Origin of the sequence: Chryseobacterium gotjawalense (genome assembly GCF_030012525.1) — a bacterium.
GTDB classification, from domain to species: domain Bacteria; phylum Bacteroidota; class Bacteroidia; order Flavobacteriales; family Weeksellaceae; genus Kaistella; species Kaistella gotjawalense.
The window spans coordinates 2,941,513-2,960,151 of the sequence record NZ_CP124855.1 but is presented as its reverse complement, the minus strand read 5'-3'; the positions used below and the strand labels follow the sequence as shown (position 1 = coordinate 2,960,151).

At 40.8% G+C, this 18,639-nt stretch carries 15 protein-coding genes; all 15 read right to left on the bottom strand.

All coding sequences use genetic code 11. From position 1 onward, the window contains the following. Positions 1-63: 63 nt before the first annotated feature. Positions 64-1,236, bottom strand: coding sequence for a polysaccharide pyruvyl transferase family protein (locus QGN23_RS13535; RefSeq protein WP_282904772.1), 1,173 nt, complete (start codon positions 1,234-1,236; stop codon positions 64-66). Beyond that, positions 1,233-2,177: a glycosyltransferase family 2 protein gene (locus QGN23_RS13530; protein ID WP_282904771.1), complete on the bottom strand. Its 945-nt coding sequence runs from the start codon at positions 2,175-2,177 to the stop codon at positions 1,233-1,235. Before QGN23_RS13530 ends, QGN23_RS13535 begins: the two co-directional genes overlap by 4 nt. A gap of 59 nt (positions 2,178-2,236) precedes the next feature. Continuing rightward, positions 2,237-3,175: a glycosyltransferase gene (locus QGN23_RS13525; RefSeq protein WP_282904770.1), complete on the bottom strand. Its 939-nt coding sequence runs from the start codon at positions 3,173-3,175 to the stop codon at positions 2,237-2,239. Next, a complete protein-coding gene (locus QGN23_RS13520) occupies positions 3,168-3,806 on the bottom strand; it encodes an acetyltransferase (RefSeq protein ID WP_282904769.1) in 639 nt (212 codons plus the stop codon). The genes QGN23_RS13525 and QGN23_RS13520 overlap by 8 nt, the downstream gene beginning before the upstream one ends. Positions 3,807-3,808: 2 nt before the next feature. After that, complete coding sequence (locus tag QGN23_RS13515; protein ID WP_282904768.1) at positions 3,809-4,891, bottom strand: DegT/DnrJ/EryC1/StrS family aminotransferase; 1,083 nt, start codon at positions 4,889-4,891, stop codon at positions 3,809-3,811. A 7-nt stretch (positions 4,892-4,898) separates the two neighbouring features. Continuing rightward, the gene (locus QGN23_RS13510; protein ID WP_282904767.1) at positions 4,899-5,777 is read right to left on the bottom strand and encodes a GT-D fold domain-containing glycosyltransferase; all 879 of its coding nucleotides are present in this window, start codon (positions 5,775-5,777) and stop codon (positions 4,899-4,901) included. A 1-nt stretch (position 5,778) separates the two neighbouring features. After that, positions 5,779-6,660: a glycosyltransferase family 2 protein gene (locus tag QGN23_RS13505; RefSeq protein ID WP_282904766.1), complete on the bottom strand. Its 882-nt coding sequence runs from the start codon at positions 6,658-6,660 to the stop codon at positions 5,779-5,781. Then, entirely contained in the window at positions 6,653-7,237 is a 585-nt protein-coding gene (locus tag QGN23_RS13500; RefSeq protein ID WP_282904765.1) for an acyltransferase, read from the bottom strand. The genes QGN23_RS13505 and QGN23_RS13500 overlap by 8 nt, the downstream gene beginning before the upstream one ends. Before the next feature lie 37 nt (positions 7,238-7,274). Then, positions 7,275-8,510 (bottom strand): ABC transporter ATP-binding protein, encoded by a 1,236-nt coding sequence (locus QGN23_RS13495; protein ID WP_282904764.1) that lies wholly within the window; start codon positions 8,508-8,510, stop codon positions 7,275-7,277. Positions 8,511-9,537: 1,027 nt separating this feature from the next. Continuing rightward, the gene (locus QGN23_RS13490; protein WP_282904763.1) at positions 9,538-10,383 is read right to left on the bottom strand and encodes an ABC transporter permease; all 846 of its coding nucleotides are present in this window, start codon (positions 10,381-10,383) and stop codon (positions 9,538-9,540) included. Positions 10,384-10,419: 36 nt separating this feature from the next. Further along, complete coding sequence (locus tag QGN23_RS13485) at positions 10,420-11,832, bottom strand: nucleotide sugar dehydrogenase (protein ID WP_282904762.1); 1,413 nt, start codon at positions 11,830-11,832, stop codon at positions 10,420-10,422. Positions 11,833-12,187: 355 nt separating this feature from the next. Continuing rightward, positions 12,188-13,156 (bottom strand): SDR family oxidoreductase, encoded by a 969-nt coding sequence (locus QGN23_RS13480; protein WP_282904761.1) that lies wholly within the window; start codon positions 13,154-13,156, stop codon positions 12,188-12,190. Between the two features lie 670 nt (positions 13,157-13,826). Next, positions 13,827-16,151, bottom strand: a complete 2,325-nt coding sequence (locus tag QGN23_RS13475) for a GumC family protein (protein WP_282904760.1) — start codon at positions 16,149-16,151, stop codon at positions 13,827-13,829. A gap of 6 nt (positions 16,152-16,157) precedes the next feature. Further along, positions 16,158-16,955: a polysaccharide biosynthesis/export family protein gene (locus QGN23_RS13470; RefSeq protein WP_282904759.1), complete on the bottom strand. Its 798-nt coding sequence runs from the start codon at positions 16,953-16,955 to the stop codon at positions 16,158-16,160. An 80-nt stretch (positions 16,956-17,035) separates the two neighbouring features. Beyond that, a complete protein-coding gene (locus QGN23_RS13465) occupies positions 17,036-17,728 on the bottom strand; it encodes an outer membrane beta-barrel protein (protein WP_282904758.1) in 693 nt (230 codons plus the stop codon). Positions 17,729-18,639: the final 911 nt, after the last annotated feature.

Sequence of the window (18,639 nt, the reverse complement as noted above, 5' to 3'; positions counted from 1 at the left end):
ACTATCGTTTTAGATAAAACCCTGTCAAGGTTTCAAACCTTGACAGGGTTGAACTAGATCGTGCTATTTTAGCTCTAAAAGGAATTCTTTCGCCTTCATTGCCCTCCTCTTCAGTTCCGGAACTTTGGCGGAGAGGATTTCCCGCAGCTCTTTTTCTTCCGCTTTCATCTCCTCGAACCTTGCAATGAGCTTAACCGGATCTGAAATTTCAGACAGATCCAACACCAATCTTTCTGTGCTAAAAATGTCTTTTGCAATGCCTTTGGATTTCACACTGTATCCCAGTACCATAGTAGGCACAAGACATGAGTAGGCAGCAATAGTGGCATGCGTTCTTGCCCCAATAAAGAATTTCATTCTGCCAATGTATCCTTTATATTCAGTGGCGTTAAGGTCATTCGGCAGGAGGAGCGTCCGGCGAGAATCTTTGAAATGCGCTTCAAACTCCTGTAATATTTCGTAATCATCATTTCCCGATATGATGACATGTGGAACGAAACAAACAGTGAAATCCGTAGTATCCAGAATATGCTGAACCAGTGCAATGGCTGCATTTTTCGATTCAGGATTTTTCTTAATGACGAGGGGAGAAAAATTGAATCCGACGGTCTTGCCTTCCTGCCAACCCGGAGGGAGGGGGAGTTCGGTTTTTTCCATGAGAAAAGCACCGTCGGCTACGAGTTTGACATTCCGGATGCCTGCTTTTTTAAGCGTTCTTTCTGTAATGGATTCGCGTACCAACAGCAGATCGAAAGATTTCAAATCCTTTAATTTTGCTTCTGACAGATCTTCTTCACCAATGGAAGCACCCCACAGCACAAGCTTTTTCCCTGCTTTTTTAATCTGTCTGTCGATTTCATAGATGCCGGGCTGTTCACCATAACAGTAATTGTCGCCTCCAATCGAAAGAAAAATATCGTACTGAGGAATCAGTTTAATAATGCTTTCGTGGATTTTCCGGTAGGCCAAACTTTCATCCTTAAAAAGTTTTACTTTCACTGCACTGAGAAGTCCCTGAACAGAAAACTTCTTTAAAGTAGCAGGTTGATCCAAATGAATGACATCAATGTGGGGGATAATGCGGTCAGAATTCAGGTCACTGGAGGAAAGAGCAAGTTCCTGAATCCGTTCGTCCGATTTCAGGAGTTGTGCAGCGGTCCTTACGATGGCTTCGCAGCCACGGTTTCTGCTTCCGCCGTGGAAAAATAGGAGTATTTTTAAGTTCTTGGATTTCATTTGCTGCGATAATAACTATAAAGGGAAAGCAAATATAACTTAATTACCGATTTACTATGAATTCCCTTGTAAATTTGTTTTTTATATTCTGGAAAAGAAGCTGTAATTAATTCATTATTCTCATTAAAAAGTTGCTTCACCACATCATGATCTACAATTTTCAGAAGCCTGCTGATCCTAGCTCTTAACGGCAGACCGTTTTCTGGATTGGAATAAATATAAATTAGTGAGATCACATTGTTTATAAATCTTTCTTTCTTCAGTTTGTACATCGTATCGGGAGTGATGGTTTCTCCCAAAACTAGAGTCCAATCTTTAAAAAAGGTTTCCAGTGCAAGCTGAAGGTAATCGAATTTGGATGAATTCCGGGTGGCACTGCCTTGCGTTTCGCGGTAGTGATATCCAGAATAATCAATGACGTACAAATTGATGGCATGCATTAAAAAATGGATATTGAATTCCGCATCTTCGCCGTGTGTTTTGCCGACCGGAAAATAAATGCTATATTTTTTAATGATGGCATTGGAATAGAGTTTATTCCAAATAGCATTATGCCCGTCTTCTTTAAAATAGAGTGGTAGAATTAGTTCGCGTATCTCCTGTTGACTATACGACTTATTATGGCTAATGACCATTGAATCAGAGAGACCTTTTGAAAGGACAACATCTGCGTGATGGTTTTCGGCAGCTTTAAAAAGTATCTCAAAGAAATCAATCTTCACGGTATCATCACTGTCCAAAAACCCAATGTATTTGCCAGTTGCCAGCCTTAATCCGGAATTTCTAGCGACAGCAACGCCCATGTTTTTTTGGTCAATAATCAAAATCCGTCCGTCTTTTTGCTGGTAACTGTTTAAAATTTCCAGCGAATCATCCGTCGAGCCATCATTGATGCAGATGATTTCAATATCGATTAAAGTTTGTGAACATATGCTTTCCAAGCATTCATGTAAATATTTGGAAGTATTGTAAACGGGGATGATTATGGTCACTGAAAAATTCACAGCAAAACCTTATTTTTAAAAAGAAACATATAATATTTAATATATTGTCGTAGAGAATTTACGATAATTTTGGTGTTAATTCTATAATTATTGATTAGATAAATTAACCTCTTCAAGACAGTCTTAGGATTAGTATATAATAAGAATAAATCATTTAATAAAAGTTTAATGAAAAACTCTTCTTTCAGTTCGTTTTCTTTTAAGGAATTTTCACTTATTACTTTAAAAAATAACAATGATTGTGTTATATGTAATCTATATTTTTCATCTGAATTATATTTTGACCAAATGCCGCCATTATGAATTCTATAAGCAGCGGTAACATCTGATATTGAGATGATTTCACCTTGTAATGAAAGAAAATAAGCATAAATTTTATCTGAACCATAAGAATAGGGATGGTCTTTCATAAATTCTTCAAATTCTAATGCGAAATTTTTAGAAAAAACGGATTGTAAAGGTGGAATCGTACCCAAAGCAATCTCATTACTAGTCCAAAGTTTTTCTGGGACATGATTTCCTGATAATAATGCGCCATATTGATCTACAACTATTCTTGAAGTATAACAAAGGCTTATATCATTATTACTATCAAGGAGGTCAAACTGTTTTTGCAGTTTACGGTCGTCCAGCCAGTAATCATCTCCCTCACAAAAAGCGATATATTGACCTAATGCTTTTTTTTGTACAAATATAAAATTGGCATTAGCTCCGATGTTTTTGTCATGATTATAATAGGTAATTCTCTTGAATGGATTGCTACTAATGAAATTTCTTATTATATCACCAGTAATATCAGTGGAACAATCATTAGAAATTATTATTTCAAATGGAAATCCGGTTTTCTGCATTACAATGCTAGAAAGTGCTTTTTCAATAAATTTTTCGTGGTTATAAGTGATAATACAAACACTTACTTTTGGACAATCAATCATGATTCATTCTAATAATTTTTGCCGGAATACCCACTGCAACGCAGTGATCCGGTAGATCTTTTGTTACAACGGCACCTGCGCCTACAATTACATTTCTTCCCACTTTAACATTAGGTAATATTACAGCATTACTTCCAATGCTGGAAAAATCGCCCACTGAACATCTGCCCAAAAGTTTTGCACCGGGTGAAATTTCAACATAATCTCCTGTGATTACATCATGGGTAATAATTGCATTGTAATAGATCATATTTGCATTCCCAATATAAACACTGTTTGACACTATCGCGCCAGAAAGGATATTACTCCCTTCTCCTATTTGAACTCCGTAACTGCCTATATCGGAAAATTTACTTACCGTTGATTTTAATTTACCACCAAATGCTTCAAACTTTTCCAGCATTTTTTTTCGGAGTAATGGGCCTCCAATTCCGATGGTAAAATCGTTTCCAGAGTTTTGGAAATGTTCTTTAACCTGCTTTTCATTTTTTAAGATAGGAAACTGATTGTACAATACATCGGGAAGATCGTGATTCACATCATCATAAAAAGCCACACCTTCCAGCTGATTATTCTGATGCAGTATTTCAAGTACTTCTTTGGCAAAACCTTTCACTCCGATAATGATCATGGTTAATTATTTTGAATTCGTAATAATAACCGACAAATCATATCCACTTCTTCAATGGTTAAATCATAGAAAAGCGGTAGACATAAAACGCGTTTTGCAATATCATCGGTTACGGGAAAATGCTGTGGTTCGAGATAAGGAAGCGCAGTGGCTAAACTGGGGTAGAAATACCGTCTCGTTCCAATTTCATTGAGCTGCAAATGTTCTCTGCATTTTAACATCAATTCTTCGGTGTCGAAAATAATGGGATAATAAGCGGCATTATTTTCAGAATCAATATGCCAAATCGGACGCCGGGCTTTTAAGTTCTTTAATTTATCGTCGTACCTTGTGGTTAATGCTTTTCTCTTTTTAGAAATCTCTTCGATGTATTTCAAATTCGCCAATCCCATGACGGCATGAAACTCGGAGTTCTTTCCATTCAATCCCAATTCATCAAAACTCTCAAATCCAGAGATACCGAAATTCCGTACCGAAGCTAATTTCTTTAAAAGGACTGGATCTTTAGTAATTAATAAACCGCCTTCAATGCTGTGGTATAATTTGGTAGCATGAAGACTGCATGTGGAAATATCGCCAAATTCAAAGATTGATCTTCCCTTGACTTCAACACCAAAAGAATGGGCTGCGTCGTAAATAACTTTCAGATTGTGCTTTTTTGCAATCCGGTCTATTTTTTCCACCTCGCAGGGATTACCATAAACATGGGTGGCGAGAATCGCTGAAGTGTTTTCCGTAATGGCTGCTTCAATTTTAGCGGCATCAATATTTAAACTTTCGGGATCGATATCTACAAAAACAGGAGTGCAGCCTTCCCACACGATACTGGAAGTTGTTGCGACAAAAGAAAAAGGCGTGGTAATGATTTCGCCTTTTAAATCCAATGCTTTAATCGCCATTTGCAAAGCAACAGTTCCGTTGGTCACAAACAGCAAATGATCAACCTTTAAAAATTCTTGAAGCCGCAGTTCTAAATCACTGGCTAATGGACCCATATTGGTGAGCCAATTTCTTTTCCAAATTCCATCCAGATAAGACTGGTAAATTTGTTGGGGCGGTAAAAAAGGTTTTGTAACAGGAATCATATTATTACTATGTTAATTCTAAAATTATGGAATTTCTGTAATAAATAACATCTTTTTCATCTAAATCATATCCCTCGGAATTATTAGACTCATTAACAAATCTACCTTTTATCGCAGTCCTTTGATTAGCGCCCATAAGCATCCACATATATTCTACATCAATATGACCAATATCTAACGCCCAATATCCTGCCGTACACAATTCAGAACTCAACACTGTGGCTGTGGGACCTAATGCACATAGTATCAATTTTCCCTCACCGTATTTAAGAGCATTATTTTTTATATCGTCATACTTTGTAAAGGCATTTTTGTTTGAACTGATAATTCTTTTTATACTTTTTGCATTATCCAAAAGATCATTGCCAACCCCCAGTCGGGATAGTTCGCCTTCCACAATTAGTACATCTTGATTATTCCAAATTGTTTTTATTTTAGCGAAATATTCACTGGACTTTGTTTTATCTTTCATCCCCGCATACAGCCTGGTCATATTTGAATTTCCATAATAATAATTTTTATCAATGATTTTTGAAAGCCTACCACCGTAATTATTTATAAACATCAACCAATGAACTTTTACAAATCGTTTATGAGTTTTTCTTCGTGCTAAGCTATCTGGTATAGCAACAATTAGTTTTTCATTTCGATTGACAATTGTTTCTATGAGTTTGTTAGATAATAGTGAATCAGGATCTTGAAATGGTAAACCTCTTTCTTTTAACATTAAAATAAACTCGCCATCTCCAAATCTGCAAATACTTTTCTTATTAAGCACAATATCATCAATGGTTGCCTCAATGGTCATGATCTTATATTTTGGAAAACTCCAGCGCATAGGCCATGTCCGAATAAGCCAGAAAAGGAAGTAGAGGTAATTTTTCATTCTATCTCAAAAATTTAAGCAGAGCCTTGTATCCATAAACGCTAAAAAATTCAGTCAATCTATTTGGTATTTTCACCTTAATATTCTTTTCTTTTTCATGCCATTCGATAAGGTCAAACAACTGTGCTTTTTGCGCTTTGTTAAATTTAGATAAATTATAACATACGCTGTCAAAAAACATTTTGGTAGCCCCCCATTTTTCTTTTTTAAATTTCTCAGGGTTGCCACTTATACTTTCTGCTGAGATCCTTACAAAACATTTAGCTTTTTCCAAAAACATAGTATTTGCATATTCAGAAAACTCAAGTACGGCAAGGTCGTCTGCATGCCAGGCTAAAGGCAGATTTTTAAAACAGTACAGATCATACTGTGATTTTTTAAAAATATGTTCTGATAAACTGCTTCTACCTTCAAATATAAACTTATCGAAAAAATGATCAATGGATGATTTGATAAATGGTTCCGGTTTTTTTTCTGATGTAATAACGCTATTTTCATTCACAGTCGCAGAATTTAGCTTCATGACATTTACGTTTTCTCTTTCTGCAAAAACAATGTTTTTATAAAATTCCTCGATAACATTGGAACTAAAATAATCATCATCACCTAAAATCATAAACCATTCTTCATCTTGCATCATCTCAATACACCGATTCCATTGTTTGGTTAACGAAGTGCCACCCAAATTCTCTTCAAAATTTTTGTAAACAAAATTAAATTTTCCTTCAAATTCTTCTAACAAGTCTTCGGGATTTTCGGGAGAAGCATCGTTGCCGATATAAACCGTAAATCTTTGATCAGTTTGCGCCGCCAAAGAATCCAGGGTCTCCCTCAAGAAAGTGATTTTATAGTATGGGATAATTATGGCGAGCAAATTACTCATTAATTGATTTTATTATTTTGGCTGGAATTCCACCTATTACGACATTTGCCGGAAAGCTCTTTGTAACTACCGAATTAGCGGCGACAATACAGTTTTCACCGATTGTTACACCCGACAATATAGCTACTCCTTCTCCAACCCACACGTTCTTTTTTATTGTGACGTCCCCTTTCGATTGCAATGGTCGTTTTGCGGGTGGTAATTTAAGTGATTCTAAATTTGTCGCACCATGATCGTGATCAGAAATATAAACCCTGCTTGCAAATAGACAATTATCTTCAATCTTGACTTTACTTATACACCCTATATGACAGTCATTATTAAATGTTACATTATTACCTATTATTATCTCCGGCGTAAATTTCTGATCCTCATAAGTTATAATTGCTTCCATTCTGAATCGCTCTTTCGCTGCGAATGAATCACCTAATCTTATATATTCCGGATTAAGTATTTTATAATCTTTTCCCAAATACAATGAATCTCCGGCAGTTAAAAACCTATCTTTGAACTTGTATAAATTATCATAGTCCTTTTGTTCCTGCATATTAGTCATATGTAGGAATATATAATTCATTATAATATTTTTGATTTTCTTTAACATGAACTGAAAATTACCGGATATCCCAAATTAAATTGCCGTTAAAAACATTTCCAATATTGAAAGTCTCTAAATGCGCGAATTCAGAATTATTATTTAGGATAGTAAAATCGCAACATCTCGGAACTACATCCAGAGGCGGACTCCCTGGTTTATAAATAAAAACACTTAGATGATAAAACCCTTTAACCAAAAAGCCATTTTCAATTGTCATTGATAATTTATTCACGTCTGCACTAATCAGGTGCTGTGAGGAAAATATTGGCTGCTCGTTAGAATCCATAACCCGAACAAGAGCATATACATTTTCGATTTTCATCCCTGTATTTTCAATCTCAAACGAAAAGTGGATGTCTTCATCACTATAAAATTCCGCTGTATCATTATTAATTTCAGCTCTTTTTACATATAATTCTTTGCTTTTTGATACAACATAACTTTTGCTTGTTACAGCACCAGAATTTCTATAGGTTTCCGCTACATCCTCAATCTCACCAAATCTTTTTAAAATTCCACTTTCAAGTAAAATACCTTTGGTGCAAAGCGTTTTTACCGCAGCTATATTATGACTCACAAAAAGCACGGTTCTGCCCTCACCCTTACTCACATCACCCATTTTTCCAAGGCATTTTTTCTGAAACTCGGCATCGCCTACCGCCAGAACTTCATCTACAATGAGGATCTCTGATTCCAGATGCGCGGCAACGGCAAAAGCCAGCCTCACATACATCCCGGAAGAATAGCGTTTCACCGGGGTATCGATATAGCGTTCTACGCCTGCAAAGTCCACGATCTCATCAAACTTTCTTTTGATCTCCTGGCGGCGCATTCCTAAAATCGCGCCATTCAGAAAGATGTTTTCACGGCCTGTCATCTCGGGGTTAAAACCGGTGCCTACTTCGAGCAAAGAAGCGATCCTGCCCTGCACTTCAAAATGCCCGGTCGTGGGTTTGGTCACGCGGCTGAGTAATTTTAACAGGGTAGATTTTCCCGCCCCGTTTCTGCCGATAATGCCTACCGCATCGCCTTTTTCAATTTCAAAATTGATATCTTTTAAAGACCATACATAATCACTGTTGCCTTTGCTGGAACGGTCGTTGCTTTCGCCAATCTTTAGGAAAGGGTCTTCTTTGCCGCGGAGCTTCGCCCAGGCACGGTTCAGGTCATGGGCAATGGTGCCGGTGCCTACCTCACCGAGGCGGTACTGTTTGGAGATGTTGGAGGCGCGGATGGCGGTATTTGGGTTCAAGGATGGGGGTATTAGACGGATAGATGATAGACTGATAGATGATAGATGTGGGTGTTGCGTGCTAGGTGCTAGGTGATGGGCGTTGGGTGTTGGGTGTTGGGTGTTGGATTTAAGTGTTTTATGAAATTATTTACAAATTAAGCATTTAGTTTTTAATTAAGCAATGGTGTTGATGAAGATTTGTTGTGGAAACCGGAGTTTATGTTCTTTGCGAAGTGCCCATTCCCCTCCCCTGGAGGGGTGTCATTCCGCTTGCGGAAGGACGGGGTGGTTTCGCTGCCGGAAAAATAAATCGTGGATCACCTGTCGTGCATCAGTAATTTTCATTTTTGGTTATATCATGTGGAGACCACCCCCATTGCATCGTGTAACTTCCTACACACAGCCACCACAATACCCAACCCATTCACAGCAATTGCAAAAAAAGATTCGGCACCTACGGAGCCGTACCATTGTTGGTTAATTAATTCTACAGAGATACCGCTCCTACGGAGCACATTCGCCATACCAGGTATCCATCTGAAAATGATAAAATAACGATGTGGTTACCACCCCAACCCTTCGGGGCACCCCTCCGAAGGAGCGGAATTGAGGCTTTCGCCTTTTTGGCTTCGCCTGGTGCTTCGCAGATTGTGGCAATCGGCAGTTATCCAAAGGGTGCATGGTGAAAGGGTGCATGGGTGCAAGGGTGCAAGGGTGCAAGGGTGCAAGGTGACAGCTTTTCGCTTCGGCTCCGCTCAGCGACCGGATTCACCATTCACCATTCGCGAAATCAGCAAATCATCCCATCACCGCATTACTTTCGCCTTTTTGGCTTCGCAAATTGTGGCTCTCCAAACAAAAACCCCGTTATTCACCATTGACAATTCACCATTCACCAAATCATCACATCACCACATTATCACATCAGCAAATTAGCAAATCATCCCATCACCACATCAGCAAATCATCCCATCATCACATCACCACATTACCGCATCACTATTCACCCAATCACCCAATCTCACGTCTCACGTCTCCCTGCCCCCTACACCGTATCCATAAAACTCTTCTCCACCTTATTGAAAATCACCGTGCCGATGATGAGGATTACCGTGATGAAAATGCTGCTCCAGAGGATGCTCATCAGGTCGAAACTGCCGGAGCCCAGAAAGGCATAGCGGAAACATTCGAAAATGGAGGACAACGGATTCATATAGACCAGAAACCGGAATTTCTCGGGTAATGCCGAAATAGGATACACCACCGGGGTGATATACATGAAGAGCTGAACGCCAAAGGTTAAAAGAAAAGTAAGGTCTTTGTATTTGGTCGTCAGGGACGAGAAGATCATCCCCATTCCCAACGCAAACATCGCCATGAGCAGTATTAAAACCGGCGTAAACAACATCCAGATATTGGGGTGCACCTCATCGGTAAAAATAACGAAGTACAGCAGCACAATGGCGAAGATGCCAAACTGCACCGCAAACTTCATGAGCGATGAAGCTACAATCGACAGCGGCATGATCAACCGCGGGAAATACACTTTCCCAAACATCCCGGCATTCGCGGTAAAGACGGAAGAGGTCTTGGTTAAACTTTCGGAGAAGTAATTCCACACCGTAATTCCGGAGAGGTAAAACAGCACCTGCGGCACCCCGTCGGTCGATAATTTGGCAATATTTCCAAACAGGATAATGTAGATCACCGTGGTCAGCAAAGGCTGCACAATAAACCACAGCGGCCCTAAAACCGTCTGTTTATAGAAAGTAATAAAATCTTTTTTCACCAACATCAGCAACAGATCACGGTACTCCCAGACTTCTTTTAAGTTCAGAGAAAATACGGACTGTTTGGAGTGGATGTAGTAGGTGGGTTGGTCTGTTTTCATTTTTGAAAGGTAAGAGACTTTTGGCAGTTTATTATTTTATAATCTTGCATCTGCATTTTGCAAAACGCCTTTCACGTCATAAATCAAGGCATTGTCTTTCAGGTGGAGACCCAAATCGAGATCGAGGAATTCCCGGTGGGCGACCCCAAGAATGATGGCATCATACTTTCGTGCGGTATCGCTCTGCATTTCTGCCGTCGCCTGAGATTTCCCTACTTCACCGGCAATTGTGCTGGAGTCGCCCACCATGTCATATTGCGGTTGCTTCGCTCTGGCAATGACGAGGTTGGCAACAATCTCCAAACCGTATTCATTTTTTACTTCGGCAGGATTTGCCCAGGGATCGAAAATCGTGACGGTGATGCCATAATCGTTCAAAGCAGCCACAACATCCACAATTTTGGTGTTGCGCACATCGGGACAGTTTTCTTTGAAGGTAATTCCCAGCATCAAGACATGAGCATCTTTAACAGGGATGTCTTTTTTTATCATGGCTTTCACCACTTGTGAGGCTACATAAGCACCCATCGAATCATTCATTTTTCTGCCCGCTAAAATAATTTCAGGATTATAACCAAATTTCTGAGCTTGCTGCGCCAGGTAATAGGGATCAACCCCGATGCAGTGACCGCCCACCAATCCCGGCTTAAAAGGAAGAAAGTTCCACTTCGTTCCTGCAGCTTCTAACACGTCCTGGGTATTGATATTCATGAGGTTGAATATTTTTGCCAGTTCATTGATAAAAGCAATATTAATATCGCGTTGTGAATTTTCAATCACTTTCGCAGCTTCCGCTACTTTGATAGACGGGGCAAGATGCGTTCCTGCGGTGATAACCGATTGGTACAAATCATTTACAAGCTGACCAATTTCCTCCGTAGAGCCCGACGTTACTTTTAAAATTTTTTCTACCGTATGTTCTTTGTCTCCCGGGTTGATTCTTTCCGGGGAATAACCCGCGAAGAAATCTTTATTGAACTTCAAACCAGAAATTTTTTCTAAAACAGGGACACATTCTTCTTCTGTTGCTCCCGGATAAACTGTAGATTCGTAAATGACTGTATCGCCCTTTTTCAAAACGGTTCCTACGGTTTTACTGGCTTTATAAAGGAGGGTAAGATCAGGTTTTTTATTGTTGTCAACAGGTGTTGGAACGGTGATGATGTAAATAGTGGCACTTCTGATATCCTCCACCGAAGAAGAACAAAACAATCCTTTTGATGGCCTTACGGTGCCGCCGGATTCTGCTTCTAAAAATAGATTTTCTGCGACGAGAACGGCTTTCAAAAGTCCCTCTTCTACCTCTAAGGTAAAGTCGGTTCCGCGGTTCAGTTCTGCAATTCGTTTTGAATTGATATCGAACCCTACCACCGGATATTTGGTAGCAAACAGTCTTGCCAGTGGCAGGCCTACATATCCTAATCCGATGACTGCAATTTTATGATTCATTCTATTTCTGATTTTTGTGTTCGATCATTATATTTCAAACTTTCAATATGGCACTCCTGGGAAGTACGTCTTTTGGGGATGCTTTTTTTCCGTGCTATTTCTGCTTCTTCGGAGCAATTCTCAACCTTCCTGGCTTCTGTACCACCTTACAGCCTGTTTAAAAATGATAAAAATATTTAAACCACAAAAAGAAACCAAAAGAGCAAAGTAGGTAACTTTTCTGACCACTCCCCTATTTTTTTTTGAAAACTAAAAAAAGGGGATCGCTTTTTTTTGATACTATTGCGGTCTTTAAAACAAATTTAAACAGGCTCTTGCTCTTTCACCCAATGATCACCTCGACCCCATCATCAGATCATCTCAAATTCTCCCAGTACCACTCCACCGATTCCTTTAATCCGGCTTTAATACCATGAGAAGGCTGATAATTTAATAATTTTTTTGCTTTATCGATGGATGCCAAAGAATGGGGAATATCGCCAGAACGGGCGGGACCATGAACGATTTCAATATTTTTAATTTCCGGGTCAAACTCCGCAAGATTTTCTTTGAGATATTCCACTAAAGTATTGAGCGTGGTTTGGTCACCAACTGCCGTATTATAAATGGTATTTACCGCCTGGGGATTTTCCGCAAGCATTGCTTTTTCATTCATCTGAATGACATTGCCGATATAGGTAAAGTCTCTGGAATAATCTCCCGTCCCGTTGATAACAGGACTTTCATGATTGATGAGCTGAATGACAAATTTAGGAATTACCGCGGCATAAGCACCCTCTGGATTTTGTCGTTTGCCAAAAACATTGAAATAGCGCAAACCGATGGACTCTACCCCATAAATCTTACTGAAGACATCGGCATACAACTCGTTCACATATTTAGTGACCGCATAGGGAGATAGTGGTTTACCAATCACGTCTTCCACTTTCGGAAGCGTTTCGGAGTCACCATAGGTAGAAGAACTTGCTGCGTACACTACTCTTTTCACCTTAGCATCCCGTGCAGCAACCAATATGTTTAAAAATCCGCCAACATTCACGCCGTTACTTGTTATCGGATCATTGATGGATCGCGGAACAGACCCTAAAGCAGCATGATGCAGCACATAATCGATACCGGTACAGGCTTTCCTGCACGTCTCGAAATCGCGGATATCCCCTTCGATCAGCGAAAAATGGGGGTTTCCGAAATGGTGCTCAATATTATGGCGAAATCCGGTAGAAAAATTATCCAGCACCACTACCTGCGCGCCTTCCGAAATAAAGTGGTCGCAAAGGTTGGAACCGATAAAGCCTGCTCCCCCTGTTATTAGAATTTTATACATTTTGTTTTTCATGAAATGGCCAATAGTGAAAAAGGTTTTGGATTTATTGTTAATTTCAATTCAAAATAAGTTCCCGTTTTGTATGTGCGTACTGCTTCACTTCGCCCGCAATCATCCTGCAAAGAGCCCGCTCCTGATAAAGTCTTTATACTTGTTTCATTCTCAATTGCTTTTAAAGGTCATTCGTCTATCCGACTGGCAGCGCTCTAAGCCTAAACACTTAAAAAACCAATCACTCCATCCCTCAAAAACCCAGTCACCAATCTCTTGCGCCTTTGTTAAGTGAAATCGAAGATTCGACGAAGTCAAACGCCCTTGCGCCTTAAAAAACACCCGCAAGACAGCATGCATGTCAAATACTTCTTGCGCCCTTGCGTTAAAAAAAAAGTATAAACAGATTGCTTCGTCGTTCCTCCCCGCACAATGACGCCGCCTTTTCAAATCACTCAAAAACCTGATACAAAAAAACCACCCCGGCACTCCGATTCAAGCTTGGTGCACCACCCCGGCACTCCCCTTCGGGTCTGGTGCCACCCCTCCAGAGGAGGGGAATAGTACGGTTTTTTTTATGAGATTTGGTTTATAATCGATTCTTTATCAGCATCTCTCAGACAAAATGTCTCTCAGTCTCGCGTCTCTCAGTCTAGTGTCTCTTAGTCTCATGTCTCTTTTAAACAAACCTCTCCCACCATTTCTTCTCTATCTCATGCGTATAAGAATAATACCCATACCCATACTTCTTGCCGTAGCGGGTATTTTCGGGTTTTACACTGTTCAGCACAAAAGCCATGTTGCTGATTTGATTTTCGATCTGGAAGCCGGCAGCAAAATCGATCATGCCCTTTTCTGTGAATTCGGATCTTACGACATAGAGCAGGACATCGGCTTTCTCCACCAGCTGGAGGGTGTCACTCACCAACATGACGGGTGCGGAGTCTAAAACGATGTAGTCGTATTTGGTTTTGAGATAGCTGATCATTTCTGCAAACTTCTCCATATCCAGAAGGTCATTGGGATTGGGGGCGATCTGACCGCTGAAAAGCACGTCGAGATTGTCATTCACTTTGGAAGGGACGATATAAGAATCGGGCACGGTCTTATCGGAGACCAGATAATCGGTCAGCCCAATATTTTTTCCGTGGACAAAACGGTGCAGCTGTGGATTCCGGATATCGGCTCCGATGATGATCACTTTATTTTTTCCGGCTAACGTCAGGGCGGTATTGATGGATACGGTGGTTTTTCCTTCGCCTTTAATGGAGGAAGTGACCAGGACGACATCTCCGAGTTCGGTCTTTTTAGCCTTTAACAGGTATTTGAGATTGGAACTTAAGATCCGGAAAGATTCGGCAAAAGTGGAAAAGTCATTGGGATGAACGACCGCGTTCTCTTCACTGTTGACCGGGATTTCTGCAATGACGATGGCAGACACGGGCATCAGAGCCATGATATGTTCCTTGGTGTGTACTTTGGTATCCAGGGAGTTCCAGACAATCAGAAAGAGCAGCGGCAGTAAAAAGCCGGCCGTAAGTGCTCCGTTCATAATGCGTTTGGAATTGGGCTGTACAATGCCGGTGGTGAAGGCGGGATTGATGATCTTCGCTTTCGGTGCCGTCACTGCCAGGGTAATGGCATTTTCTTCTCTCTTCTGCAAAAGATAGAGGTAGAGTTGTTCTTTCAGCGTTTGTTGCCGGTCGATGCTCCGGAACATTTTTTCCTGGGTGGGAAATTTGCTGATGTTTCCTTTGGCCAGATTGAGCTGGGCATTGGCCTGAGCAACCTGAAGCTGCAGGATTTCGCGCGCTTCTATTAAGTTTTTCCGGATTAAATTTTTGGTAACGGCGATCTGTTTGTTCATTTCAATCACCGATGGGTTTTCGCCCGTCGCCTGCTTTAAAACCCGGTTCCGGGTGAGCAGGAGATTGTTGTACTCGGTAATATTGCTTTCGGCACCGCCAGGCAAGCCCATTCCCGTAGGCAACAGCTGTTCTGTCGCGCTGGCTGCCAAGACTGAATTGACCAGATCCAACTGCATCGACTGTGTCAGAATGATTTTCGTATTCTCTTCCGCTTTGCTTAAGGCCATGCTCCCCTGTGCCTCCAGACTGGTCATCTGATTGGACTGTTTGAACCGTTCTTTCTGCCCTTCAATACCGGAGAGGTCATCGGTAATTACTTCTAACCGTTCATTGATGAAATCCTGGGTATTTTGTGCCTCCTGGTTTTTATCGTTCACACCATCAATGATATACTGTTTGGCGAGTTCATTTAAAATATCTTCTGACTTTTTCGGGACAGGTCCTACCATGGCTACTTCCATGAGCAGTCCTTTGTTTTCCGGCAAACTCACCGAGATGCTGCCTTCCAGATTCGCTACCGCGCTTTTGATACTTCTGAAGACCACTTTGATGGGATCGGTTAAAATGACCCCGGGTTTTGCATTGATCTGCACGGTTCCGAAAGGAAAACGGGCAGGAACCCCAAAACGGTAAACGGTCTTTGAATCGTTGAGCTTAAAGGAATTACGGCCCACGGGATTGATCGTATAGGTTGCTCCGGAAAACTGATCCGGCTGACTGATGCTGATGATTTTTCCCGATAAAGGGCTGTCATTATAAAGTTCCACTTCTTTAATTTTACCCAAACTAAAAAAACTGACGCCCAAATTAAGGTTTTGGGCAACCGTTTCTAAAATAGGCTTCGAAACAATAATCGTGGTTTCGCCCTGCAGCTCATTGTCACCACTCACGCCCATTCCAAGGTTTTTCAGGTCACTCAGTGCAGCGGAACTGTTTCCTTTGGATTCCCGGAGTTTGAGAGAAGTCTTGCTGCTGTACTGCGCCTGTGTATATTTAAGGTAGACTTTAACGCCCCCATAAAACAGGGCGAGACTGAGCAAAAACCAAGGCCATTTCTTCAGATACTTCCCAATTTCTTTCTTGATATTAACCGTCTTCGTTCTTTTCAGCGGTTCCGAATTTTCCAGCAGTTCCATCAATATCTATTTTCGGGTTAAGGTAAAAATTAAAGTGATAAGCCCCAAACCGATTCCGCCATATTTGATCCAGTTATCAACATTAGAATTGGTATTGACCGACATCTGCTTGTTCCGGTCGGGTTCCACATAAAGAATATCATTCTGCTGCAGATAATAATAAGGCGAATTCACGATGGAAACTTCTGAAAGGTCAAGGGAAATCACTTTATCCCGGGCTTCTTCTTCGGAATAGCGGATCAGCTTGACATTGGTTTTGTTGGCGTCGTAAGTAAGATCTCCAGCCAGGGCAATAGCCTGAAAGAGATTAAGCTTTTCGGTAGGACTTGTTTTCTGTCCCGGCCCTTTTACCTCGCCTAAAACAGAGAAATTAAAATTGGACAGGGTGACCGTCACCATAGGATCAGTAAGGAACCTTTTTAAGCGGCTTTCTAAATCCTGTTTGAGCTGCTGCTTGGTCATGCCTTTGCAGTAGACACTTCCCAGAACCGGGAATACTATCGTCCCGTCGGTAGTAACGGTATATTCTGTTGCGCCGGAGGAGCCGCCGGAACCGCTTCCCATGCCCGCTGTTCCCGTCCCAGCCATGGTAGAGAGATTGAACGGGCGCACCGCAATCTCTTCGAAAGCGGAAACTAAAATCTGCAACCGGTCGCCTTCCTGAATATGAAGCCCCTCATACCGGGCTTGTGAAACTTCCTGTTCAAAGTTATTGTTCGAAAGATAAACGATGTTTTTCTTCGGTTGACACGACTGAAATACAAGGAGCGCAACGATTATAAATACTGAAAAGTATTTCTTCATTTCTTATTTTTAAGACTACAAATGTAAAACTATTTTTAGCAGACCGGTCCCCGTTGTCGGTGGATGGATCATCATGTTGATTACCACCAGTTCTCTTTCCAGTAATAATTAAGGCCTACCCCCAACATCCTGTTATAGGTATTGCGGTTGTCATTATTGGGATAGACTTTGCTGAAACCACGGTCATACCTCAGAAACGCTTCAAACTGTTGGGATACTTTTAAACCCACCCCGAAAGAAACGCCATACCCGAATTTTTTAACCTCATCGTCCTTATTGTATTTAAAATAGGCCAGATCATACGCCGGATCTACCTTTCTTTCCTGTCTAACTAAATATTCAATACGCGGGCCGGCAAATAAAAAGACATCCCGCTTCATGTTTCCCTGATGAAAAAACCATTTCATATACACCTGCATGGCCACATAATCATGATGGAATTTCTGTACCCCGAATTTATCCTCTTCTGCTTTCGCAATTTCACCACCCATATGGTATTCGATCTGAGGGGTAATAAAAAGCCAGGCCGAATCGAAGACATCATTTTCTACGAGTGACCACTGTCCGAAAAACCCGAGACCGCCGCCATACGCTCCTTTGGAAACGTCGTGCACGCCCACGATAGACCCTTTGTGGAAATTGCCGGTAACACCGTATTTGAAGGTTTGCCCGTTCACCATAATCAAAAGGAACACGGCAATAAGTATATTAATTTTCTTCATATCATTAGAATCGATATTGATGAACTGTGTTTTTAAAGAATTCTTATGCAAATTAATTAAAATTATTTCAATTATACTGTTTTTTTTATGAAGGGTGGGATATTCGGTGGGGTGTTTAGTTCTGGATGATGGATGTTGGGTGTTTGAGTCCTTGAGTGATTTATAAGGCGGCGTCATTGCGGGGAGGACCGAGGGAGAAATCTGGTAATACTTTTATTTTAACGCAAGGGCGCAAAAAGTATTTGACATGCATGATGTTTTTCGGGTGTTTTTTAAGGCGCAAGGGCGTTTCACTTAACAAAGGCGCGGGATGAGGGATGAGGGATGCCGCTGTCTGAGTGTTTTGATTTCTATTTTACATCCCGATTTCGTTGAAAAATTAAATTCACTCCCTTTAGGGTTGGGGCAAATGAATTTGATTTTTCTTAACGCAAATAGCTCCTACGTCGACCCTCCAAGAAAACAGTTTTTCATTAAAAAGGCGGCGTCATTGCGGGGAGGAACGACGGAGAAAATCTGTTAATACTTTTCTTTTTAACGCAAGGGCGCAAAAAGTATTTGACATGCATGCTGTCTTGCGGGTGTTTTTTAAGGCGCAAGGGCGTTTCACTTAACAAAGGCGCAAGAGGTTGGGTATGGCTGCCATTGTTTGAATGTTTGAGTATTTGGGTATTTGAGTGGATGATTAAAACGCTGTGTCACGGAGCGGAGAAATCTGTTAATACTTTTCTTTTTAACGCAAGGACGCAAAAAAATATTTGACATGAATGCTGTCTTGCGGGTGTTTTTTAAGACGCAAGGGCGTTTCACTTAACAAAGGCGCAAGAGTTTGGATGAGGGATGCCGCTGCTGAATGTTTGAGTACTTGATTACTTGGGTACTTGGGTATTTGAGTGGATGATTAAAAGGCTGTGTCACGGAGCGGAAAAATCTTTTAATACTTTTCTTTTTAACGCAAGGGC

Excerpts from the sequence above, each read along its gene's own strand:
- QGN23_RS13505 (WP_282904766.1), bottom strand. The coding sequence starts at position 6,660 with ATGAGTAATTTGCTCGCCATAATTATCCCATACTATAAAATCACTTTC.
- QGN23_RS13510 (WP_282904767.1), bottom strand. The coding sequence starts at position 5,777 with ATGAAAAATTACCTCTACTTCCTTTTCTGGCTTATTCGGACATGGCCT.
- QGN23_RS13485 (WP_282904762.1), bottom strand. The coding sequence starts at position 11,832 with ATGAATCATAAAATTGCAGTCATCGGATTAGGATATGTAGGCCTGCCA.
- QGN23_RS13490 (WP_282904763.1), bottom strand. The coding sequence starts at position 10,383 with ATGAAAACAGACCAACCCACCTACTACATCCACTCCAAACAGTCCGTA.
- QGN23_RS13500 (WP_282904765.1), bottom strand. The coding sequence starts at position 7,237 with ATGAATTATATATTCCTACATATGACTAATATGCAGGAACAAAAGGAC.
- QGN23_RS13535 (WP_282904772.1), bottom strand. The coding sequence starts at position 1,236 with ATGAAATCCAAGAACTTAAAAATACTCCTATTTTTCCACGGCGGAAGC.
- QGN23_RS13475 (WP_282904760.1), bottom strand. The coding sequence starts at position 16,151 with ATGGAACTGCTGGAAAATTCGGAACCGCTGAAAAGAACGAAGACGGTT.
- QGN23_RS13470 (WP_282904759.1), bottom strand. The coding sequence starts at position 16,955 with ATGAAGAAATACTTTTCAGTATTTATAATCGTTGCGCTCCTTGTATTT.
- QGN23_RS13515 (WP_282904768.1), bottom strand. The coding sequence starts at position 4,891 with ATGATTCCTGTTACAAAACCTTTTTTACCGCCCCAACAAATTTACCAG.
- QGN23_RS13480 (WP_282904761.1), bottom strand. The coding sequence starts at position 13,156 with ATGTATAAAATTCTAATAACAGGGGGAGCAGGCTTTATCGGTTCCAAC.
- QGN23_RS13520 (WP_282904769.1), bottom strand. The coding sequence starts at position 3,806 with ATGATCATTATCGGAGTGAAAGGTTTTGCCAAAGAAGTACTTGAAATA.
- QGN23_RS13525 (WP_282904770.1), bottom strand. The coding sequence starts at position 3,175 with ATGATTGATTGTCCAAAAGTAAGTGTTTGTATTATCACTTATAACCAC.